Raw genomic sequence first — 21,978 nt, forward strand, 5'->3', positions numbered from 1 at the left:
CTTGCGTGAGAACACGCTTCGGTGCGACGTTCGCGCGCATGATCCGTATCGTTGGCGCGCTAGCGCTCTTCCTGTTCGCGACCCCCGCCTTCGCGGCGGATCGCACCTTCTCGGTCGGCAGCTTCGAACGGCTGCGCGTCGACGGGCCGTTTGAGGTGCGCGTGACGACCGGTTCGCCCGGCGCGCGCGCGCGCGGGGGCAAGGAACTGCTGGAACGCGTCGACATCGATGTGAACGGGACGACATTGGTCGTCCGCATGGGCAATGGCGGATGGGGTGAGACGCCGGGCAAGGCCGCGGGCGCGCCGCCGGTCATCACGCTGTCCACCCCGCGGCTCGTGTCCGCGACCGTCTCCGCGGGTGCGCGCGTGTCGATCGCGAAGATGGTGTCGCAGCGGATCGACGTGTCGGTGACCGGCGCGGGCCTGCTGTCCGTGGAGAACGCCGATACCGATCAGCTCAACGCGACGCTGGTCGGCACCGGGCAGATCAATATTGGCGGGCGCGCGAGCCGGGCGCGGCTGTTGACCAACGGGGCGGGCGCGATCGACGCCTCCGCGCTGACCGTCAACGACCTGATCGTGCGGATGGAAGGGGCGGGCGAGACGAAGGCGTCGGCGCGCTATACCGCGCAAGTCAACTCGACCGGGCTGGGCAAGGTGACGGTGACGGGTGGCGCGAAATGCACCGTGAAAGCGGTGGCGGACGGGCCAGTGGTGTGTGGGGGCGCTAGATAAGCGCCAGTTCGGCCAGCTTCCCCATTAGCGCGGGCGGCATTTCCGCCATGCCCGTTGCATCGCCACCCAAATCGGGCGGGGCGTCTGCGCCCTCCAGATAGCGCCAGCCCTGATGCGCGCGTTTGGGCTGTGCGCGGACCAGCCGCAGTGCGGGATCGATGTTGATCGCGATGCGGCCGCTCTCGGCTTCACCGAACGACAGAATCGGGGACCGCGCGACGAGTTGGTGCTTGATGATCCAGAACAGCGAGCCCTCACCAGCGATGTCGGTGTGGCGCTTGGGCAAATAACGCGTCGTCAGGAACACCGGGCCGTCCTCGCCGCGCAGGCGCAGCCGTTCGGCGAGGATGTCGAGGCTGGCCGCGCCGAACGCGACTTTGGTCAGATGGAGCGGCACATTATCGAATCTGGGGCGCAGCGGCGTGAGATCAACCCGCGAGGCCAAAGGCAGTGGCGAGGCCGAGGAACGCGAGGAAGCCCATCGAATCGGTCGTCATCGTGACGAACACCGAAGATGCGACCGCGGGATCAGCCCCGAAGCGCTCGAGCATCAGCGGCACGAACACGCCCGCCAGCCCGGCGATGACGATGTTCGCCATCATCGCCGCCGCAATGACGCCACCCAGCGCGGGATTGCCGAAGATCGTCCCCACACCGATGCCGATGATCACCGCGATCGTCAGGCCATTCAGCAGCGCCACGCGGAACTCGCGCAGGATCGCGCGCGCGGTGTTCGATTGTGTCAACTGATTGGTGGCGAGCGCGCGGACCGTGACCGCCAGCGTCTGCGTCCCTGCATTGCCGCCGACTCCGGCGACGATCGGCATCAGGGTCGCGAGCGCGACCATCCGCGCGATCGTATCCTCGAAGCGCGAAATGATGAACGACGCCAGCAACGCGGTGAACAGGTTCGCGATCAGCCAGCGGACGCGCGCCTTGTAGCTGTCGACGATTGGTTCGTTGATGTCGCCTTCGCCCGCGCCCGACAGCAACAGCGCGTCCTCGCCTGCCTCTTCCTGGATGATGTGGACGATGTCGTCGACCGTGATCATGCCGACCAGCCGCCCGCTGCCATCGACCACCGCGGCGGAGATCAGCGCGTATTTCTGGAAGCGCAGCGCGACCTCCTCCTGGTCCATGTCAACGGGGATCAGCGTCTGTTCGCGCTGCATGACGTCGCCGATGGCGATGCCGCGCGGGGTGCGGAGCATCCATGACAGGGCGCATGTACCGATCGGTTTGTGCGCCGGATCGACGACGAAGATTTCCCAGAAATCGGTGGTCAGTTCCTCATGCCCGCGCAGGTAATCCAGCGCGTCGCCGACCGACCAATGTTCGGGCACCGCGATCAGCTCGCGCTGCATCAGGCGGCCGGCGGATTCCTCTGGATAGGACAGCGCCTCTTCGATCGCGGCGCGATCGTCGGGCTCCATCGCGCGCAGCACCTCGCGCTGATCCTCGGCGTCGAGATCCTCGATGATTGCGACCGCATCGTCGGTGTCAAGTTCGGACGCCAGATCCGCGACCTGCCGCGCGTCGAGCGCATCGATCAGATCCTCGCGGACGTAATCGTTCATTTCGGCGAACACGTCGGCGTCGAGCAGGTCGGCGACCGCCTGCGCAAGCCCCCGTCGGCGGTCCTCGGGCGTCAGCTCGAAAAGATCGGCGATATCGGCGGGATGGAGCGGTTCGACGAGCGCGTGCGCCGCAGCATCGTCGCCGTTTTCGACCGCGGACAGCACCGCGGCGACGAACTCCGGTTTCAGCCGGTCGTCCTCGTCCAGCTGCGCCTCGACCGTCGCGGTTTCGCCGTTGGAAAGTTCGGTTTCGGTCACGGCCGCCCTTCCGTGGTGTCGCTCGCCCGCCGCTTACCGTGGTGGATCATCCGTTGCCAGCGCGAGTTTGCCTCCCTACCTGCGCCCGCAACCAAGGAAGGAATCATCAATGGCCGAAACCTATGAGACGCTGACGCTGACGCTGGACAGCGGCGACGTGACGATCAAGCTGCGCAACGATCTCGCCCCGGCGCACGTCGCGCGGATCGGCGAGCTGGCGAGCGCGGGCTTCTACGACGGCGTCGTGTTCCACCGCGTGATCCCCGGTTTCATGGCGCAGGGCGGCGATCCCACCGGCACCGGGATGCACGGGTCGGACAAGCCGAACCTGAAGCAGGAATTCTCGAAGGAGCCGCACGTCCGCGGCGTGTGTTCGATGGCGCGGACCAACGATCCGAATTCGGCGAACTCGCAATTCTTCATCTGCTTCGACGACGCGCGGTTCCTGGACGGACAATATACCGTGTGGGGCGAAGTGACCGACGGCATGGACCTGATCGACGCGCTGCCCAAGGGCGAGCCGCCGCGCGAACCGGGGAAGATTGTGAAGGCCACGGTGGCTTGAGTCTTTGATCGGCTCACGCCGATGAGACGGCACCGGCCCGCTCCCCCACCCCGCCTCCCATTCAATATACTGTTGTGGGAGGCGGGGTGGGGGAGCGGGCCGGTGCCGTCTTACGCCCGCGAGGGCGTCAAACAAAAGGTACGGGCTGGCACCGACTTGCGCCCGTGAGGGCGTCAAACAACTAAGCTCCCTCGCTGCCCAGCGTTTCCAGCAGCCAGTCGCGGAAGACGCGCACCGGTTTCATCTGTAGCGCGCGGGGGCGGCAGACGAACCAGTAACTGTACGGGCTTTCGACATCGATATCGAACAGCCGCACCAGCCGCGGATCGTTGGCGTCGGCGAAGTGGCTTTCCATCATGAAGGCGACGCCCAAGCCCTGCGCCGCGGCCTCCAGCATCAACGCGCCCGAATCGAAATGGTCGATCGCCAGCGGTTCGATATCGCCCACGTTCGCAGCGTTGCGCCAAGCGGTGAAGGTGTCGGGCATGTCGCGATGGAGGAGCACGGTCTGCTCGCCAAGCTGTTCGGGGCGAACGAGCGGGTCGTTGCGCTCGATCAGCGATCGCGCGCCGATGACATACACCTTGTTGCGATCCAGTCGTCGCGCATAGAGCGCCGGATCGACCTCCCGCGCGAGCGCGATCACCGCGTCCAGTCCGTCGCCGAGCCGCGACACGCCGTGCCCCGCGGTGTCGATGTCGAGATGCAGTTCGGGATAGCGCTGGCGCAGGTCGCCGAGGCGCGGAAACAGCCGCTGCGATGCGAACAGGGGCAGCACGCCGAGCCGCAGCCGCACGACCTCCGCCGGGCTGGTCATCGTTTCGACCGCGTCGGAGAGTTGGTCGAGCACCGGCGCGATCTGGGCGAGCAGGCGTTCACCGTCGGCGTTGGCGACCATCGCCTGATGCCGGCGATCGAACAACGGGCGGCCAAGGAAGCGTTCGAGCGTCTGGACGCGGCGGCTGAGCGCGGGCGGGGATAGCGCCAGTTCCTGCGCGGCGGCCTTGACCGAGCCGAGCCGCGCCACCGCCACGAACGCCTCGATCGCGGTCAACGGCGGCAGCCTGCGCATCTCGCTCTCCGGACTGTAAACGGTATCTTGTGCGCTGCATCATGCAATCATCGCACGCGCAAAGGCAAGCTAGCCCTGCAACGATTGCAATTTATGCAATCTACGGAAATCATTTCGCACTTGCACAAGATTGTATGCCGGAGCACATAGAGCAGGCCTTTCAGGCATCCTCTCCTAAAAACTTTCATAGGCCGGCCCTTCGGGGCTGGCCTTTTTTTCTTGGCCGGAAACGAATTCCCACCAGTCTGGTCGTCGCCGTCGTCCTTATGGCGGCAAAATGGCGCATCCCGCCAACTCAATCGGCCCGGATCACCAACACGATACCGCTCGCGATGCGCCGGTCATCCACCCGCGGCAAAAGAAAATACGGGTCGATCCGGCGCATCTCCCCCTTGCGACAACCAAATCAGATCGCTCATGATAGCGCCCTCTCAGCCCCGCTATTGAATAAATCAATCACAAACTTTACAAACGATTCAATAAATTCTGAAACTATACGCGACGTAGAAACTGTATTGCAAAGCGAATAGTGTTCAAACATACCGGAACTCAGAGGTACTTCTTGCCTCACAGATTTGTTGAATAAATTCATCGGCAGTTCGTTTGGGATCATGAAATTCAAGCAAATGCGTAAAATTAGACGTATTCGACGGTTCTCTATATCCCTCCGCCGGATAAAACGTACGCTGAATATTGTTATTCAATAGATCGAGGATTGTCTGACACGAATTGATCCAAGACCGGATATTCATTCCTAAATATCTCCGCTCTGGAACAAAAATGCTGGTGTGAAGCGCCGAACCGCACATCCCGGTGACGATGTCATGTTCCGCCCAAAGCCTGACCTGCTCGGCGAACGTCAGCGTCTCAGGCGATATGATTCGTATGCCATGCCCTTCCAGCGCAGCGCAGAACTGGTCTTCGTTCGAAACTTTATGGATGCCGGAAACCAGGCGCTGCTTGCTGAGATAAATGATCTCGTCGCGACGCTGGATCGGGGCGGACCGCAGCAGATGCGCGCCGATCCCATGGCACATCGTCGCAAATTCCGGCCGCCCGGAAAGGCATTCTTCAATCGCCGGATCCGGCACCAGCAATTCACGAAAGCGATACGCATCCCGAAACGTTACAAAATCGCTGACTTTCAGGCCAAGCGAGGAGAGTATTGACCCTGCAAAATCAAGATCAAAGATTTCGGCGATATGGTGCCCGTTCAGCAATAAGAGCTTTGTGTTCGGCGGTAATGGCCGCGGCAGCGCCCACAAACGGGATGCGATTGAAAACAGAAAATGCCCGAAATGGCCCGTCAGGTGCCCCAGAAAGACATATTGGTGATCGTCCGGCGCCCAAGGCACCGTGGAAAGATCGATCGTCCGATGATCCGCTTCCATTGGCAAATGGATATTCGGCATCCCGCGCATATATGCTGCGGGTCGCGAGAGGGGGCCTTCGGCAGTGTAAATACCCGGCTTGTGCGCATGGCCCATCGGCACGAAAAGTGCGTCTTGCAAGCGGTGAACCGCTGCGGGTGCCTCGCTTATATTATATTCGCCGACTATCTCTTCGCATCGCATGAGCGGCATGAAATTTCCTTCGACCCGACCGGATATTCGCAGCAGGTGTCTGCCAAGCGCCAACGGAAACCATCCGCGCCATGATCGCGCTTACTTACGCAAGCCAGATCGCGGCGCAAGCAGGGCAACGACGCCTCGCAATCGGCAACCGCTATCCTATCTAGCGCATCACCCAGCAAGATCATGCAAGGCGCAAAGCAATGGCGGATGACGAGGCGCAGACGGAGGTGACGGTGCGCAAGCTGCAGGTGGCGAACGCCCGGCCGGAGGACGCGGGGCGGGGGATTGCGCATCTGCCGCGGTCGTTCATGGCGTCGATCGGGATCACCGACGGCGATACGGTCGAGATCGTCGGCAAGAAGACCACGCCCGCGCGCGCCGTCGGCCCCTATGCCGAGGACGAGGGGCTGGAGATCATTCGCGTCGATGGGCTGCAGCGTGCGAACGCCGGGGTCGGATCGGGCGATTACGTCGAGGTGCGCAAGGTCGAATCGAAGCCCGCGACGCGCGTCGTCTTCGCGCCCGCCCAGCAGAATTTGCGGTTGCAAGGATCGGCCAACGCGCTGAAGCGCACGTTCTTCAACCGACCGCTGTGCGCGGGTGATACGGTCGCTACGGCCGGGCATCAGCGCGTCGCGAACATGCCGCCGGGCGCGCAGCAATTCGTCAACGCGCCCGCTTATGCCTTGCAGGAAATTCGCCTGGTCGTCGTGTCGGCGACGCCGAAGGGCGTGGTGCATATCGACGAGAATACCGAGGTCGAGTTGCGCCCCGAATATGAGGAGCCGAGTGATGCGCGGCGCGCCGACGTCACCTATGACGATATCGGCGGCATGTCGGCGACGATCGACCAGCTGCGTGAGATGGTCGAATTGCCGCTGCGTTATCCGGAGCTGTTCCAGCGGCTGGGCGTCGATCCGCCCAAGGGCGTGCTGCTTCATGGGCCGCCCGGCACCGGCAAGACGCGGCTGGCGCGTGCGGTGGCGAATGAGAGCGACGCGCAATTCTTTCTGATCAATGGCCCCGAGATCATGGGATCGGCGTATGGCGAATCCGAGGGCCGGTTGCGGCAGGTATTCGAGGAGGCGTCGAAAAACTCGCCGTCGATCGTGTTCATCGACGAGATCGATTCGATCGCGCCCAAGCGGGGGCAGGTATCGGGCGAAGCGGAGAAGCGGCTCGTCGCGCAGCTATTGACGCTGATGGACGGGCTGGAGGCGCGCGCCAATCTGGTGGTGATCGCCGCGACCAACCGGCCCGAGGCGATCGACGAGGCGCTGCGGCGACCGGGCCGGTTCGACCGCGAGATCGTCGTCGGCGTGCCCGACGAACGGGGGCGGCGCGAGATTCTGGGCATTCACACGCGCGGGATGCCGCTGGGCGACCGGGTCGACCTGGACGAACTGGCGCGGACGACGTTCGGCTTCGTCGGCGCGGACCTGGCGGCGCTGACGCGCGAGGCGGCGATCGAGGCGGTGCGGCGGATCATGCCGCGGCTGAACCTGGAGGAGCGGACGATCCCGCCCGAAGTGCTCGATACGCTGGCGGTGACGCGCGAGGATTTCGTCGATGCGTTGAAGCGCGTCCAGCCGAGCGCGATGCGCGAGGTGATGGTGCAGGCCCCGACGACCAAATGGTCCGATGTCGGCGGGCTGGACGATGCGCAGATGCGGCTGAAGGAAGGCGTCGAACTGCCGCTGAAAGACCCGGACGCGTTCCGGCGCTTGGGTATCCGTCCGGCCAAGGGGTTCCTGCTCTACGGCCCGCCGGGCACGGGCAAGACGTTGCTGGCGAAGGCGGTCGCGCGCGAGGCGCAGGCGAACTTCATCGCCACCAAATCCTCCGACCTGCTGAGCAAATGGTATGGCGAGAGTGAGCAACAGATCGCGCGGCTGTTCGCGCGCGCGCGTCAGGTGAGCCCTTGCGTGATCTTCATCGACGAACTCGATTCCCTGGTGCCTGCGCGCGGCGGTGGGCTGGGTGAACCGCAGGTAACCGAGCGTGTGGTGAATACGATTCTGGCCGAGATGGATGGGCTGGAGGAATTGCAGTCGGTCGTCGTGATCGGGGCCACCAATCGCCCCAATCTGGTCGATCCGGCGCTGCTGCGCCCGGGGCGGTTCGATGAGTTGATTTATGTCGGATTGCCGTCGGCCGAGGGGCGGCGGCGGATTCTGGCGATCCAGACGCAGAAGATGCCGCTGGCGGACGATGTCGACCTGGATGCGGTGGCGGCGCGGACCGAACGGTTCACGGGAGCGGACCTGGAGGACGTGGTGCGGCGCGCGGGGCTGGTGGCGCTGCGCGAATCGCTCGGATCGACGCAGGTGACGATGGCGCATTTCACGACCGCGCTGGGGGAATCGCGCGCGAGCGTCACGCCGGAGGTGGAGCGCGAGTATCAGCAGATGGCGGCGAAGCTGAAACAGGATGCCAATGCGATCCAGCCATTGGGGTTCGTAATGCCGGGGCAACTTACCCCACGCGGGGAGAAGGGGACGGACTAGTCGCGCGGTGCGGGGGGCTGGTCGGTGTCCGCCAATCCCCGTTCGCGTCGACGTCTTGTTCGCTCAGCGCGCGCCAGCAATAAGCGAACAGCGCGATGCATCCCACGCCCGCGGCCAGATACGGCAGAGAATGCTGCACTTCGTACAAGCCGACGCCGATCGACGGGCCGAGCACGAAGCTGGCGCCGTTGACGCTGGTGACCTTTCCCGCGACCGATCCTTGTGATTCGGGGCCGACCGCGAGTGAGGAACCAGCGGTGAAGCCCGGCCGGGTGAAGCCGAAGCCAAGGCTGGCCAGCGCATAGGCCGTGGCGATGCCGTAGAGCGACGAGGCGAGGCCGGTCAGTGCGGTGCCGACCGCGGCCAGCACGAGCCCGACCAACACCAGCCGCCGCGGGCTCAGGTTCAGGTTCGGAATGATCCCCCATTGCGCGAGCAGCGCCGCGCCCGCGCCCATCATCAGGACGATGCCGGTCGGCTCCAGCGCGGCGCTGGGCGGCAGGTTCAGCCGGTCCATCACCAGGAAGCCGATCGCCTGCCCCGTCATCGCCTGCGCATGGCCCATCACCAGCCCGGCGATCATCCACGTCCGGATACGCCGGTCGCCGTAGCGCACGTCTGGGCCGCGCGGCTCGGTCGCGGCGCGGATGCTGGCGCCAGACGATTGCCCGCCGATCGAGGGATAGGCGTTCGCTGCGCCATGAACCTCGGCGTTCAGATCCTCGGCGGCGTGGCGGTCATCGGTGAGCGTGCGGCGGACGGTGATGAATACGCCGATCCCGAACAAGGCGAACACGAACGCGGGACCGGCGAGGCCGAGTTCGACGCCGCCGATGCTGCCGAGGATGAGATAGGGCGCGATCGCGGGGCCTAGGATCGTGCCGAGGCCGAAGGCGCTGGCCAGCAACGTCAGCGCCTTAGTCCGCTCCTCGCGCGTCGTGCTGCCCGCGACCAGCGCCTGCACCGCGGGCGGGGCGGCGGCGCCGAACGTGCCGTAGATCAGCCGCCCAAGGATGAAGAGCACGAACGCCGCGGTGCCGCCGATCCAGCCGTTGATCCCGGCGGCCAGAAACACCCCGCACAGCGCCAGGCTGACGCAGAAACCGCCCATGCCGAGCAGGATCATCGCGCGCCGCCCGTGCTGGTCGGAGCGCTTCGCCCAGAACGGCGCGGCGAGCACCCACAGCAGCGCCGAAACCGAAAAGGCGGCGGCGACCGCGCTGTCGGCGACGCCCAGCGACCGGCCGAGCGCGGGCAGGACCGATTGCAGCGCGGTGTTGCCCGCGGCGATCGTCAGCATGACCAGGAACATCAATGCGAAGGTGCGATCGACGCTTCTAACCCGCTTCATCGGCGTGTCTCGAAGTCGAACCGGTCGTCGCGCATGAGGATCGATTAGGCGCTTGGGACGGGCGCGCAACCCCGCTAAAGCAACCGTTCGCACTTGTCCGGCGTTCGGCAGGTGTGCAACGGGGGTTTCCCTCGCCGAAATTTCCCGGAGTGTCAGGATCCCGATGCCAAGCTCGACCAGCGCCGTCCGTAGCGCGCGTACCCGTGCCCCCGGCGTGCCCGGCCCCTGGCAGATGTTCTTTCAGGGGTTCCTGAAGCATCCGGTGATGGTGGGATCGATCATTCCGTCATCCGACCGGCTGATCGACAAGATGCTCGCACCCGTCGACTGGGCGCAGTGCAAGCTGTTCGTCGAATACGGTCCCGGCGTCGGCACCTTCTGCCGCCCGATCCTGGAGCGGATGGCGCCCGATGCGACGCTGATCGCGATCGACACAAACCCCGATTTCATCCGTTACCTGGACCATATCATCACCGATTCGCGCTTCGTCGCGGTGCACGGGTCGGCGGCGGACGTCGAACAGATCGTGAGCGATCACGGGCATGCGGCGGCGGATTACGTGCTGTCGGGCCTGCCGTTCTCGACGCTGCCCGCAGGCGTCGGCCCGGCGATCGCGGCGGGGACGCACGCGGTGCTGCGCACCGGCGGCGCGTTCCTGGTCTATCAGTTCAGCCCAAAGGTCCGCGACTTCATCGCACCACACTTCGAGCGGATCGACCACGGTATGGAGTGGTGGAACGTGCCCCCGGCGCAGCTGTATTGGGGGTGGAAAGACGAAGCGTAGGCGCGTCGCGCGAAGCGGACGGCGCCGGTGCGCGAAGCGCAACGCTTCGTCCGGCCGGCGGGTCGGCGAATAGCCGAACCCGGCCGACGGCTTTGCCGGCGGCGCGCTTGTGGCGGCGGGATCGTGCCTTCGCATGAGACCCCAGCCTTCGCTTAGGTGACGGGATGGGGATGGGTGACGGAATAGGGCGAGCGGCGGACGAAGCAGGCGAAGGAACGGGCCGCTACCCGTTCAACCCTCGCGACAGCAGTGGATCGAGCACGCCCACCGCCAAGTACGACCCGAACTGCTTAACCCGCCGCCACAAGGTCGTCCGCTCCTTGTAAACCTCCGGCGTGATCGCCTCCGACCGCGACAGTTCCCCGTCGAAATACCCCCGCACATGATCCGCGAACGCGGCATCCTCGATCCGCAGCATCAACTCCAAGTTGATGAACAGACTGCGCATGTCGAAATTCGCGCTGCCGATATGGACCGCATCGTCGACGACGTAGAGCTTCGTGTGCAGCTTCGACGCGGTATATTCGAACACCTGCACGTCCTTGCGCAGCAACCCGGCGTAAGTGAAACGCGCGGCGGCGATGGTCGCATTGTTGTCCGATTTCGCGGCGGTCAGCACGCGGACCGTCTCACCGCGCTTGCCCGCGCGATCGAGGCGGCGGAGCATCGTCGGGCTGGGCGTGAAATAGCCCGCGATGATGTCGATGCGGGTCGCGCGGCGCATGTCGTCGCGGACCGTCTTTGCCCACGGCGAGAGGCGATTGGTCGGGCCGCCGATCAGCCAGCGCAGCACGCCCTTTGTCTCGCTCCATTGGGCGAGCGTACGGTTCAGGTCGCGCAGGCGGCCCTTGGGGGTCTGTATCCAGGCGTGAAGCGCGTCGAAATAACCGCCCATGCGCTGCGCATCGGGGCCTTCGAGCAGCAACCCCAGGTCGCGCCAATCGTCCGCGCTCGATCCGAAATAGTCGTTCTCGACATTGAAGCCGCCGACGATGATGCGCGGACATTCGCTTTCCGCGTCGGCAAGCGCGAGCTTCTGGTGGTTGCGCAGCAGGTAGCGTCGCCCGAAGCGCGGCAGGAAGCGGCAGACTGAGACCCCCGCGGCCTCCAAGGGCGCGAAGAACGAATCCTCCGCCTCGTCGCTGCCGAAGCCGTCGACGATCAGCGCGACCTTCACCCCGCGCCCGGCCGCGGCGATCAGCGCGGCGTTGACGCGCCGGCCCGATGCGTCGGGGGCGTAGATGTAATAGAGGATGCGCAGCGACTGCCGCGCGCCGTCGATCAGCGCGATCAGCGCATCGAGCCGCTCGGGGCCATCGGGCAACAGGGTCAGGCGGTTGCCTTGGACGACGTGGGTATATTCGTGGCTGGTTGCGTGGGCGGCGGGTGCGGTCATCGGTATCGGTTTGCGCCCCGCACGGGCGCGCGGCAAGGGCTGCGGTTTCCTTGACTCGGGGCAGGGCGCGCCCTAGAGGCTCGCGCTTCATTTAGCGGTATTTTGCGAAGGAAAGCGTCCATGGCGCGCGTCACCGTCGAGGATTGCGTCGACAAGATCCCCAACCGGTTCGATCTGGTGCTGTTCGCCGCGCAGCGTGCGCGGCAGGTGTCGGGCGGGGCCGAACTGACGATCGATCGCGATCGCGACAAGAACCCGGTCGTCGCGCTGCGCGAAATCGCCGAGCAGACCGTCAAGCCGAAGGATCTGAAGGAATCGGTCGTCCAGAGTCTGCAGCGCGTGCAGGTGGACGACGAGGAAGAGGCGGATGCCGTGGGCTCGCTGGCGGCTTCGGCCGAGGCTTTGCGGTTGACCGCTGCTGCACCGCCAAGGAATCAGAATCTGGGGGCTGATTACGAGGGTTGAGGAAGCGGATTAGCGAAGCTAATCCGCGTCTCGGCCGAAACCCCGGCCGGCGCGCATAGCGCGACCGACGACGCGGCTTTGCCGCGGCGGGTTACGAGATACGGGAGGGCCGTGGCGGTGACGCTGCGGCCCTTTTTTCGTCGGCTTGCGGGCAAAGGTCACACTAAAGTCACACTAACGACGCGTTGCGATGTCGGATGAAGTTCACACACGTTCACACGAAACGCGTGGTTCGTACGTGGCTGACCGACGATGCCCCAAGGACCGCACCTCGCTCTTTCCTGGGGTAGCCCCACAATTCAGCGATTGGAGAAAATCGTTCATCCGCAAGCGCGCCGCGGGTGACGGTGCCCGCGAATGTTGAGAATGTTGAGACGCTGGCACTATTTTCGTCGCCTATGCTTAGAGCCCCGACTGGCGCGCTTGTGCGTGATCGGATCGACAATGGGAAAGAGCGCTGGGCAACCGACCTTCGTTACCAGATCGTCGCCGTGTAGGAAAATGCGTGTTGCCACGCATCACCGGTCGCCACGCCTACAATTCGTCTGACACATCCTCAGCCTTTAAGATCACGATCCGCTTCAATCGACCGTCGATGGCCTCAACGCGGGAGAACGTGATGCGGATCGGGGCCGGTATCCGATTGGCGTAGCGATCAATGCCTGCCGATAAAACGCTCATCGTTTTAGGATCAGCGTCCTTTGAGACACGGAACGGTATAGTCCGATTAAGGTCAAGGAAATAGGCTCGCCCGGTCTTATCATTCACATTTAGCGCCGAAATGGAAACGTCCTGAATGCCGTCGTCAGCTTCGATGCTATCCATAAGATAGCTCTTCGACACGCTGTTAAATCGGACGACGACCCTTTTTGTTGCAGTTTCTTGGATTATGATCTCGGCAGCAGTTTCGCCAATGCCGTAGTGAGCCTTTTTTAGGGCTGGTTCAATCGCCTCGACAAGCGCATCAATGTCGCCGCTCTTCGTTTCGTTAAGTTGTTCTACCGGCTTACTTATCGACGTCGGCTCTTCTCCGATCGCCTTGTTCATCGTTAATTTCGACAGGTCATAAAGGGCGTTGGTGGCCAGTCCAAGAGCCAAGGGGCCACCTACAGTAGCTACCAACTTCCAATTGAAGCTGCCCTCCTCTGTGCCCTCAAGATAAAACTTCACAGTATCGTCAAACGGGAACCGGTGCCGGACGGAGCCGGTAGCAGCATAATGGCCAATCAAGGTCAGCGCGCGCGCGATACCGGCGGCACTCTCAATACCGGCTAAAGCTTCAATGTGCCCAAGGTCCGCGTCTAGACCACGAAAACTGATAATCCATTCGCTCATTCAAATACCCCTGCATCCCGAGTATGGGCGCGACGCCTCCAGGAAATTGCTTTAAATACTGTCCGTTAGGAGTACGGCATTATCATGCCGTTCAAGCAAGCGAAACTCTTGAAAATTCGTTACAAAGTAGCTTCACCCCGCCGCGGCAAAGCCGCGTCATCGTACGTCGCTACGCGACGCCGGCCGCCGGGTCGGTCTGTCGGCTGCGCCGACACCGCGGATTAGCTGCGCTAATCTTCTGACCGACCCTTAAAGTTTTGCGCCACCACAAACCACTCCACGCTCCCCTTGCGACTGGCAGGCGGCTTAGCGTGCTTCACCGTCGTAAAATTCCGCTTCAACTCCGCCACCAACGTCGAATCCGCGCCGCCCGCGAACACCTTCGCGACGAACGCGCCGCCCGGCCGCAGCACGTCGATCGCGAAGGCGCTCGCCGCCTCGACCAGCGCCATCGTGCGCAGGGCGTCGGTCTGCGGGTGGCCGACGGTGTTCGCCGCCATGTCCGACACCACAAGATCAGGCGCGCCGCCCAGTGCTTCGATCAGGCGGTCCGGCGCCACATCGTCCATGAAGTCCATCTGCAGGATCGTGACGCCGTCGATCGGGTCGACTGGCAGCAGGTCGATCCCGACGACGCTGCTGGTCGGCAGGCGGCGTTTGATGACCTGGCTCCAGCCGCCCGGTGCCAGCCCCAGATCGACGATGCGTTTCGCGCCCTTCAGGAACGCGAAGCGTTCGTCGAGTTCGATCAGTTTGTACGCCGCGCGGCTGCGATAGCCCTCCGCGCGGGCTTTGCGGACATATGGGTCGTTCAACTGGCGTTCGAGCCAGCGGGTCGATTGCGCGGTGCGGCCACGGGCGGACTTGACGCGGGTGCGCAGGCCGCCGCCGTCGCGGCTCACGCTCGCGAAGCCATCAGGCGGCGGAGAATGCCTTCGCGGATGCCGCGGTCGGCGATGCCGAGCCGGTCGGCGGGCCAGATGTCGAGGATCGCCTCCAGGATCGCGCAGCCTGCGACGACCAGGTCGGCGCGTTCGCGGCCGATGCACGGCAGCGCGGCGCGTTCGTCGAACGACATGTGCGCGAGGCCGGAGCTGATCGCGCGCATCGCGTCGGCGGGGGCAATCAGGCCGTCGACCGCGCTACGATCGTAGCGGTCCAGCCCGAGATGAACGCTGGCGAGCGTGGTGACGGTGCCGCTGGTGCCGAGCATCCGCCGCGAGCCACCGTCCTTTGGCAGACGTGCTGCGAACGGGGCGAAGCTTTCCGCCACCAGGGCGCGCATCCGGGCGTAGGAGGTGGCGCGGCCGTCCGCGCCCTCGCCGTGCGCGACGCTCTCGGTCAGCGACACGACGCCCCACGGCGCGCTGTGCCAGTCGACGACGCTCGGCACGGTGGTGGAGGTGTCGATCAGCACAAGTTCGGTCGATCCGCCGCCGATGTCGAACACCAAAGCCGGGCCTTCGCCGGGTTCGAGCAGCGCGTGGCAGCCGAGCACGGCCAGCCGCGCCTCCTGTTCGGCGGTGATCACGTCGAGGTAGATGCCGGTCTCGTCATAGGCGCGGGCGATGAAATCGGCGCCGTTCGACGCGCGGCGGCAGGCCTCGGTCGCGACCGATCGCGCGAGCGCGACGTTGCGGCGGCGGAGCTTGTCGGAACAGACGCGCAGCGCCGCGATGGTGCGCTCGATCGCGGCGTCGGACAGCTTTCCGGTCGCGGCGAGTCCCTCGCCCAGCCGCACGATGCGCGAAAAGGCGTCGACCACCGCAAAGCCGTCTCCCTGCGGCCGTGCGATCAGCAGGCGGCAATTGTTCGTGCCGAGGTCGAGCGCGGCATAGTGGCGTGCAAATCCGGCTCTAGGTCGGCCAGGGGCAATGCCAGCATCTGGGCGGCCGGGGGCCACGCCTCTATCGGGACGGCCGGAGGCCGTAGGGGCCGGACGGGCGGGGGATGGCCCCTGCCGGTACGGCAAATCGGTGGGAAGCTCCCCCATTGCCGTCTCTCTTTGTCTGTTCTGCCGTCACGAGCGGTCGTGCCCGTCCGGTGCTTGGCCCACAGGCTAGCGGTACATCGCGCGAACGGCAAGGATGGCGGAGGCGTCGGGCGCTTGACCTTCGCGGCGCGCCCCCGTAATGCCCCGGCCCGCTGTTGCCCCGTCGTCTAAAGGTAAGACTACGGACTCTGACTCCGTTAATTGAGGTTCGAATCCTCACGGGGCATCCAGCGTTCCGGTATCAGGTAGCAGACTTACATCCCGCCCCTATCCGAGAGTCGAATCGGGTCGAACTTCGATATCGACAGGTGTGTTGCGGTGTACCACCACGTTCCATTGACGCGGGGTGAGGTTGGGATAGGCTGAGGCATGGTCGCGCCGTGGCATCATGACTGATCCCGGATTTCAGAAAGACGGGGAGGGCCTGCTTTTCGCCATCGCGCGGCGGGCGATCGATTATGCGCGCGTCGGCAACAAAGGCGGCCTGATCCGTTTGCGATATCTGGCGCGACAGATCGTGGACATCATGCCGTTCGGACGACGATTGCGGCTGTCGGACTTGAGCACCGGGGAAGAGCCGCGGCAGGACGCCGCGAAGCCGGTGCGGAAACGACGGCGTTAGAGCCTAGTTCGCGCGAGAGATACCGCGGCGCATTGTTTCGGCGAGTATGTCGCTGCACGCGGCCACGCCCTGGGCGTCATTATCCAACGCCGATTTGCAGAGCTCCTCAAGCAGAAGCACGATTTCCATGTCCAGCTGGTGATCGCGCGACGCGCCCGCCGTCTGCGCTGGCGATCCAACCGATCGCGCGGCGTCGTTGCTGGCATCGTCTTGCCACACTGCGGGAAGGCCCTGGGGTCGTTCCACATTCACTCCGATTGTTCGCGTTGACGAGCAATCCGCCCCGCAATCAAAGCGAAAGCCCGCGACGAGTCAAGCCGCTTGCAGGATCGGGCCGCCGCCGGCGTCGTCAGCGTTGGGCTTCCGCGATCAGCGCGTGCGCCTTTTCCCCGGTCCAGTCGAGCGCGCCGAGTACGCGCCACACCTCGCGGCCTTGGGCGTCGTACAGGATCGTGGTCGGCAGGTTCGCCTTAAAGTGGAGGCTGAGGCTCAGTTCTGGGTCGGTATAAGGCGTCAGGCGGGCGAGTTTCTTTTCGGCGAAGAACGGCGCGACCTTGGCGACGTCCATGTCCTGACTGACGGCGAGCACCTGCACCTTGCCGTCCAATGCGGCGGCGGCGGCGGTGAGGCTGGGCATTTCGCGGACGCAGGGCGCGCACCAGGTCGCCCACAGGTTCAGCAGGACGGGTTTGCCCTTGAAGGCGGCGAGCGTCGTGGTTTTGCCGTCGGGGGATTTGAAGGCGAGCGCCGGGGCGGGCTCGCCCTTGTGGCTGCGGTCCGCCTCCCCTGATTCCGGAACAATGGGAGAGTCGTCTGGCGCGACTTCGTCCGACGTGACCTCGTCGGGGGTGGTCGCGTTCGCTTGTGTGGGCGCGGGGGTTTGCCTATCGCACGCAGCGGTCGCCAGCGCGGCCAGGAGACAGACGATAGCCGAGCGTGACAGCATGAGCGGTTCCAACCAGATGTGGGGCGGGCGGTTCGCCGAGGGCCCGGCAGCCGTGATGCGCGAGATAAACGCGTCGATTCCGTTCGACAAGCGGATGTGGCGGCAGGACGTGGCGGGATCGCAGGCGCACGTCGCGATGCTGGGCGCGCAGGGCATCGTGTCGGCGGAGGATGCGGCGGCGATCGCGGCTGGGTTGGCCGATGTTGGCGAAGGATACGCGCAGGACGGTGTTCCGGACGAGCTGACGCTGGAGGACATCCATATGCTGACCGAGGCGCGGCTGAGCGAGCGGATCGGGGCGGTGGCCGGGCGGCTGCATACCGCGCGCAGCCGCAACGATCAGGTCGCGACGGACTTTCGGCTGTGGGTGCGTGATGCGATCGACGCGATCGATGCGGGGCTGACCGAGTTCCAGCGGACGTTGCTGGATGTTGCCTCCGAGCATGCCGGAAGTGTGCTGCCGGGCTTCACGCATTTACAGTCGGCGCAGCCGGTCGTGCTCGGTCATCATTTGATGGCGTATTTCGAGATGATCGCGCGCGACCGCAGCCGGTTCGCCGATGCGCGGCGGCGGATGAACCTGTGTCCGCTTGGGTCGGCGGCGCTGGCGGGGACGGGTTTCCCGATCGACCGCGAGGCGACCGCGAAGGCGCTGGGGTTCGACGGGCCGACGCGCAATTCGCTGGACGCGGTGAGCGACCGCGACTTCGCGTTAGATTATCTGTCGGCGGCGGCGCAGTGTTCCTTGCATCTGTCCCGGCTGGCGGAAGAGTTCGTGTTATGGGCGTCGCAGCCGTTCGGGTTTGTCAGCCTGTCCGATCAATGGTCGACCGGCAGCTCGATCATGCCGCAGAAACGCAACCCGGACGCGGCCGAACTGGTGCGCGGGCATAGCGGGCGGATCACGGGATGCCTGGTCAGCCTGATGATGACGATGAAGGGCCTGCCGCTGGCGTATTCGAAGGATATGCAGGACGACAAGCCGCCGGTGTTCGAGGCGCACGATCTGCTGGCGCTGTCGATCGCGGCGATGACCGGGATGGTCGAGAGCGCGACGTTCCGCACCGATCGGATGCGCGCCTTGGCGGAGAGCGGTTACTCGACCGCAACCGATCTGGCCGACTGGCTGGTGCGCGTCGGTGGCGTGCCGTTCCGCGAGGCGCATCATATCACGGGGCGGGTCGTGGCGCGGGCAGAGACGCTGGGCGTGACGCTGGACCAATTGCCGCTGGAGGAATTGACCGCGGTGGATGCGCGGATCGACGCGCGGGTGTACGACGTGCTGTCGGTCGATGCGTCGGTTGCCAGCCGGACGAGTTTCGGCGGCACCGCGCCCGGCAATGTGCGCGCCGCGATCGCGGCGGCGCGGGAGGAATTGGCATGAAGCGGGTTTTGTTGGGCGCGGTGTTGCTGCTGGGAGGATGCGGCGCGGCTGCGGGATTGAAGCCGGCCGAGGGCGACGCGTTGCCCGTCGCCCCGTACGGCGCGACCGCGCCGCCGACGCCGGCCGATCTGTTGACGCCGTCGTCGCAGGCGCGGCCGCAGCGCAACGACGAATTGCTCCGCCAGTCCGAGCTGCGTCGCACCGACGAATTCGACCTGCCCCCCAACTGACGGCGCCCTGATGGATCATTTCACGCTGATCGACGGCGCGCTGCATTGCGAGCGCGTGCCACTGGCCCGGATCGCCGCCGACGTCGGCACGCCGGTCTATGTCTATTCGACCGCCACGCTGCAGCGCCACGCGCGGGTGTTTCGCGAAGGGCTGGCGGATGCCGGGCCGGTGCATCTGGCCTATGCGATCAAGGCCAATCCCAACATTGGCGTGCTGAACGTGCTGGCGCGGGAGGGTTACGGCGCGGACGTGGTGTCGGGCGGCGAGCTGTCGCGCGCGCTGGCGGTGGGGATGGCGGCGGCGGACGTGGTGTTTTCCGGCGTGGGCAAGACCGATGCCGAGCTCGTCGCCGCGCTGGAGGCGAGGATCGGGCAGTTCAATCTGGAGCTGGAGGAAGAGGGCGTCGTGCTGGCCGCCCTGGCGGCGGCGCGGGGTTTACGCGCGCCTGCAGTGTTGCGGGTCAACCCGGACGTCGACGCGGGAACCCACGCGAAAATTTCGACCGGCAAGCGCGACAACAAGTTCGGTGTGCCGATCCACGAGGCGCCCGCGATGTTCGCGCGGCTGTCGAAACTGGACGGTCTGGACCTGAAGGGCGTGGCGATCCACATCGGGAGTCAGCTGGCCGACCTGTCTCCGCTGGAGGCCGCGTACAAAAGGGTCGGCGAACTGGTGGCGGAACTGCGCGCGGCGGGGCATGTCATCCGCCGCGTCGATCTGGGCGGCGGGCTGGGTGTGCCGTACCGCGACAGCGACGTCATTCCCTCACCGGCCGATTTCGGCGCGATGGTGGCGCGCACGACGAAGGGCTGGGACGTCGAATTGATGTTCGAACCCGGCCGCGTGATCGCGGGCAATGCGGGCGTTTTGCTGACGGCGGTGATCTGGGTGAAGCCGGGGGTCACCAATCCGTACGTGATCGTCGATGCGGCGATGAACGATCTGGCACGGCCCGCGATGTACGATGCGTGGCATGATTTCCGAGCGGTGCTGCCGACGGGCGAGCGGATGCTGGCCAACATCGCCGGGCCGGTGTGCGAAACGGGCGACACGTTCGCGATGGACCGCGAGATCGACGTGGTGAAGCGCGGCGACCTGGGCATCTTCCGCACCGCGGGCGCCTATGGCGCGACGATGGCGTCAACGTACAATTCGCGCGCGCTGGTGCCCGAGGTGCTGGTCGATGGCGACCGTTTCGCGGTGGTGGCGGACCGGATACCGGCGGAGACGATCCTGGCGGCCGAGCGGGTGCCGGACTGGTTGTGACGTTGTGACACTCCACAGCCTGCCCCTGTTCGTGCGGCTGGAGGGACGGCCGGTGATCCTGCTGGGCGAAGGGAGTGCGGCGGAGGCGAAGCGGCGGTTGCTGGAGCGCGCGGGGGCGGTGATCGTCGGAGAGGACGCGCAGGCCGCGCTGGCGATCGTGGCGCTGGATGCGCCGGAGGAGGCGGTGGCGCGGCTGCGCGGGCGGGGCGTGCTGGTCAATGCGGTGGATCGGCCCGATCTGTGCGACTTTACGCTGCCGGCGATCGTCGATCGCGATCCGGTGCTGGTGGCCATCGGGACGGGGGGCGTGTCGGCGGGGCTGGCGGCGGCGCTCAGGCAGCGGCTGGAGGCGATGCTGCCGGTGGGGCTGGGGGCGTTGGCGGAGGCGCTATTTGCGAGTCGCAGGGCGATCAAGGGGCAATGGCCCGATGCGGCGGCGCGGCGGCGGGCTTTGGCCGATGCGATGCGGGCGGGGGGAGCGTTGGATTTGTTGGCGGAGGCCCGCGCCGACGAAAGCCGGGCCCCGATTTCGGCGAAGTCGGTAACTGAGGGTGTCGCTCCCCAATCTGGCTCCTTGCAACTGGGCCCCGGCCGTCGCCGGGGTGGAGCTCAAGAGAGGGTGGAGGACTGGATCGCGGCCGCGGGCGATGCTCGCGGGTCGGAGGTCGTCCGTATCAGTCTTCACTCCGCCGACCCCGACGAGCTGACGCTGCGGCAGGCGCGGGCGCTGGCCAATGCGGACCGGGTGACGCACCGCGCCGACGTGCCGCGCGCGATCCTAGATCGGGCGCGGGCGGATGCCGATCGATTTGAGACAGATGCGCCGCCGATCGACCCATCGCCGGGCCTGACCGTGGATGTGGAGATGAGTGCGGCTACAACCAGCGCGCGCGTTTGAAGCGGACGTAGAGTGCGGTGCAGACGGTCGCGATGACCGCCAGCACGACGAAGTATCCGTAGCGCGTCCGTAGTTCGGGCATGTGTTCGAAATTCATGCCGTAGATGCCCGCAATCGCGGTGGGGACCGCGAGGATCGCCGCCCACGCCGCAAGCTGACGGGTGATCGCGCCGGTGCGTTGCTGTTCCAGCAGGTTGCTGAATTCGAACACCGACGTCAGCACCTGCAGCAGCCCGTCGACCATCGTCTGCACGCGGCGGACGTGATCCAGCACGTCGCTGAAATACGGCCGCGTTTCGGGATCGACGCAGGGCAGGTCGAGCCGGACGAGCTTGCCCGCAACCTCGGCCATCGGCCCCAGCACGCGCTGGAACTTGGTGAGTTGGCGACGCAATGTGAAGATGCGCGTCACGTCGTCGCGCGACAGAAACGCATCAAGCGTCTGCTGCTCCATCGCCAACACGTTATCCTCGATCGCGTCGACGATCGGCAGATAGCCGTCGACGATGTAATCGAGGATCGCGTGGAGCACGTAATCCACGCCGTGCACGAGCAACGTCGGCGCAGCCTCAAGCTGGTCGCGCAGCGCCTTGTGCGACCGGACCGAGCCGTGGCGCACGCTGATGATATGGCTGTGGCCGACGAAGATCGCGGTCTCGCCATAGTCGATTCTGTCGCCGTCGAGCGTCGCAGTGCGCGCGACGACGAACAACTGGTCGCCGTAGACGTCGATCTTGGGCAATTGGTTGGCGTTGACGGCATCCTCGATCGCGAGCGGATGCAGGCCATATTGCTCCTTCAGCGTCTGCATCTCCTCGGGCGTCGGATCGCAGATGCCGATCCACACGAACTCCGATTTGTCGGCCGGGCAATCGACCTTTTCGTCGATCGACACCTCGCGAACGCGTTCGCCGTTGCGGTAGAGATAGGCGGCTACGACGGTCATGGGGCCTCGGGCGGGGGTGGTCGATTGGCCCGATCTAGCACTGACTATCGACGTGAGCCGATCAAAAGTTT

At 65.3% G+C, this 21,978-nt stretch carries 21 protein-coding genes and 1 tRNA gene; 11 read left to right on the forward strand and 11 right to left on the reverse strand.

Annotated elements, in window-relative coordinates; translation table 11 throughout:
- Positions 1–5 precede the first annotated feature (5 nt).
- Positions 6–737 carry a DUF2807 domain-containing protein gene (locus M0208_RS11970; protein ID WP_258891915.1) on the forward strand — a complete coding sequence of 244 codons (732 nt, stop codon included), beginning with the start codon at positions 6–8 and terminating at the stop codon, positions 735–737.
- Here M0208_RS11970 and M0208_RS11975 read toward each other — a convergent pair.
- Together M0208_RS11975 and mgtE are read right to left on the reverse strand one after the other, a co-directional pair.
- Positions 730–1,134: a DUF1489 family protein gene (locus tag M0208_RS11975; RefSeq protein ID WP_258891916.1), complete on the reverse strand. Its 405-nt coding sequence runs from the start codon at positions 1,132–1,134 to the stop codon at positions 730–732. The genes M0208_RS11970 and M0208_RS11975 overlap by 8 nt on opposite strands.
- A gap of 31 nt (positions 1,135–1,165) precedes the next feature.
- Positions 1,166–2,572 carry a magnesium transporter gene (gene mgtE / locus M0208_RS11980; RefSeq protein ID WP_258891917.1) on the reverse strand — a complete coding sequence of 469 codons (1,407 nt, stop codon included), beginning with the start codon at positions 2,570–2,572 and terminating at the stop codon, positions 1,166–1,168.
- A 109-nt stretch (positions 2,573–2,681) separates the two neighbouring features.
- On the opposite strand from mgtE, the gene M0208_RS11985 reads away from it, so the two are divergent.
- The gene (locus M0208_RS11985; RefSeq protein ID WP_258891918.1) at positions 2,682–3,137 is read left to right on the forward strand and encodes a peptidylprolyl isomerase; all 456 of its coding nucleotides are present in this window, start codon (positions 2,682–2,684) and stop codon (positions 3,135–3,137) included.
- 181 nt (positions 3,138–3,318) lie between these two features.
- Here the strand turns inward: M0208_RS11985 and M0208_RS11990 are convergent, their stop codons facing one another.
- A complete protein-coding gene (locus M0208_RS11990) occupies positions 3,319–4,209 on the reverse strand; it encodes a LysR substrate-binding domain-containing protein (RefSeq protein ID WP_258891919.1) in 891 nt (296 codons plus the stop codon).
- 533 nt (positions 4,210–4,742) lie between these two features.
- Positions 4,743–5,792, reverse strand: a complete 1,050-nt coding sequence (locus M0208_RS11995; protein WP_258891920.1) for a DUF563 domain-containing protein — start codon at positions 5,790–5,792, stop codon at positions 4,743–4,745.
- Positions 5,793–5,983: 191 nt separating this feature from the next.
- Between M0208_RS11995 and M0208_RS12000 the strand changes: the two genes are divergently transcribed.
- A complete protein-coding gene (locus M0208_RS12000) occupies positions 5,984–8,290 on the forward strand; it encodes a CDC48 family AAA ATPase (protein ID WP_258891921.1) in 2,307 nt (768 codons plus the stop codon).
- On the opposite strand, the gene M0208_RS12005 is transcribed toward M0208_RS12000, so the two are convergent.
- Positions 8,259–9,641 (reverse strand): MFS transporter, encoded by a 1,383-nt coding sequence (locus M0208_RS12005; RefSeq protein ID WP_258891922.1) that lies wholly within the window; start codon positions 9,639–9,641, stop codon positions 8,259–8,261. The two genes, M0208_RS12000 and M0208_RS12005, sit on opposite strands and share 32 nt — an antisense overlap.
- A 163-nt stretch (positions 9,642–9,804) precedes the next feature.
- Here M0208_RS12005 and M0208_RS12010 point away from each other — a divergent pair, with 163 nt between their 5' ends.
- Positions 9,805–10,425: a class I SAM-dependent methyltransferase gene (locus M0208_RS12010; protein WP_258891923.1), complete on the forward strand. Its 621-nt coding sequence runs from the start codon at positions 9,805–9,807 to the stop codon at positions 10,423–10,425.
- Between the two features lie 223 nt (positions 10,426–10,648).
- Here M0208_RS12010 and M0208_RS12015 read toward each other — a convergent pair whose 3' ends face one another.
- Positions 10,649–11,821 (reverse strand): phosphatidylserine/phosphatidylglycerophosphate/cardiolipin synthase family protein, encoded by a 1,173-nt coding sequence (locus M0208_RS12015; RefSeq protein ID WP_258891924.1) that lies wholly within the window; start codon positions 11,819–11,821, stop codon positions 10,649–10,651.
- Positions 11,822–11,941: 120 nt separating this feature from the next.
- Here M0208_RS12015 and rpoZ point away from each other — a divergent pair, with 120 nt between their 5' ends.
- On the forward strand, positions 11,942–12,286 hold the full coding sequence (gene rpoZ / locus M0208_RS12020; RefSeq protein WP_258891925.1) for a DNA-directed RNA polymerase subunit omega: 345 nt from the start codon (positions 11,942–11,944) through the stop codon (positions 12,284–12,286).
- A 534-nt stretch (positions 12,287–12,820) separates the two neighbouring features.
- Here the strand turns inward: rpoZ and M0208_RS12025 are convergent.
- From M0208_RS12025 to M0208_RS12035, 3 genes are all read right to left on the reverse strand, one after another.
- The gene (locus M0208_RS12025; RefSeq protein ID WP_258891926.1) at positions 12,821–13,621 is read right to left on the reverse strand and encodes a hypothetical protein; all 801 of its coding nucleotides are present in this window, start codon (positions 13,619–13,621) and stop codon (positions 12,821–12,823) included.
- Positions 13,622–13,851: 230 nt separating this feature from the next.
- Positions 13,852–14,523 (reverse strand): RlmE family RNA methyltransferase, encoded by a 672-nt coding sequence (locus M0208_RS12030; RefSeq protein WP_258891927.1) that lies wholly within the window; start codon positions 14,521–14,523, stop codon positions 13,852–13,854.
- Positions 14,520–15,614, reverse strand: a complete 1,095-nt coding sequence (locus M0208_RS12035) for a Ppx/GppA phosphatase family protein (protein ID WP_258891928.1) — start codon at positions 15,612–15,614, stop codon at positions 14,520–14,522. The genes M0208_RS12030 and M0208_RS12035 overlap by 4 nt, the downstream gene beginning before the upstream one ends.
- A 156-nt stretch (positions 15,615–15,770) precedes the next feature.
- Here M0208_RS12035 and M0208_RS12040 point away from each other — a divergent pair.
- Both M0208_RS12040 and M0208_RS12045 read left to right on the forward strand, forming a co-directional pair.
- Positions 15,771–15,844, forward strand: a tRNA-Gln gene (locus M0208_RS12040).
- Positions 15,845–16,002: 158 nt separating this feature from the next.
- Positions 16,003–16,236, forward strand: coding sequence for a hypothetical protein (locus M0208_RS12045; protein ID WP_258891929.1), 234 nt, complete (start codon positions 16,003–16,005; stop codon positions 16,234–16,236).
- A 349-nt stretch (positions 16,237–16,585) separates the two neighbouring features.
- On the opposite strand, the gene M0208_RS12050 is transcribed toward M0208_RS12045, so the two are convergent.
- Entirely contained in the window at positions 16,586–17,182 is a 597-nt protein-coding gene (locus tag M0208_RS12050) for a thioredoxin family protein (RefSeq protein ID WP_258891930.1), read from the reverse strand.
- A 16-nt stretch (positions 17,183–17,198) separates the two neighbouring features.
- Here M0208_RS12050 and argH point away from each other — a divergent pair, with 16 nt between their 5' ends.
- The 4 genes from argH to M0208_RS12070 are packed head-to-tail and all read left to right on the forward strand — an operon-like array spanning position 17,199 to position 20,961.
- A complete protein-coding gene (gene argH, locus M0208_RS12055; RefSeq protein ID WP_258893238.1) occupies positions 17,199–18,566 on the forward strand; it encodes an argininosuccinate lyase in 1,368 nt (455 codons plus the stop codon).
- Positions 18,563–18,796: a hypothetical protein gene (locus tag M0208_RS12060; protein ID WP_258891931.1), complete on the forward strand. Its 234-nt coding sequence runs from the start codon at positions 18,563–18,565 to the stop codon at positions 18,794–18,796. The genes argH and M0208_RS12060 overlap by 4 nt, the downstream gene beginning before the upstream one ends.
- A 10-nt stretch (positions 18,797–18,806) precedes the next feature.
- Positions 18,807–20,063 (forward strand): diaminopimelate decarboxylase, encoded by a 1,257-nt coding sequence (gene lysA / locus M0208_RS12065; protein WP_258891932.1) that lies wholly within the window; start codon positions 18,807–18,809, stop codon positions 20,061–20,063.
- A gap of 4 nt (positions 20,064–20,067) precedes the next feature.
- Positions 20,068–20,961 (forward strand): bifunctional precorrin-2 dehydrogenase/sirohydrochlorin ferrochelatase, encoded by an 894-nt coding sequence (locus tag M0208_RS12070; RefSeq protein ID WP_258891933.1) that lies wholly within the window; start codon positions 20,068–20,070, stop codon positions 20,959–20,961.
- Here M0208_RS12070 and M0208_RS12075 read toward each other — a convergent pair.
- Entirely contained in the window at positions 20,939–21,907 is a 969-nt protein-coding gene (locus M0208_RS12075) for a magnesium and cobalt transport protein CorA (RefSeq protein WP_258891934.1), read from the reverse strand. The genes M0208_RS12070 and M0208_RS12075 overlap by 23 nt on opposite strands.
- Between the last annotated feature and the right edge of the window lie 71 nt (positions 21,908–21,978).

The organism is Sphingomonas sp. SUN019 (genome assembly GCF_024758705.1).
Lineage (GTDB): Bacteria > Pseudomonadota > Alphaproteobacteria > Sphingomonadales > Sphingomonadaceae > Sphingomonas.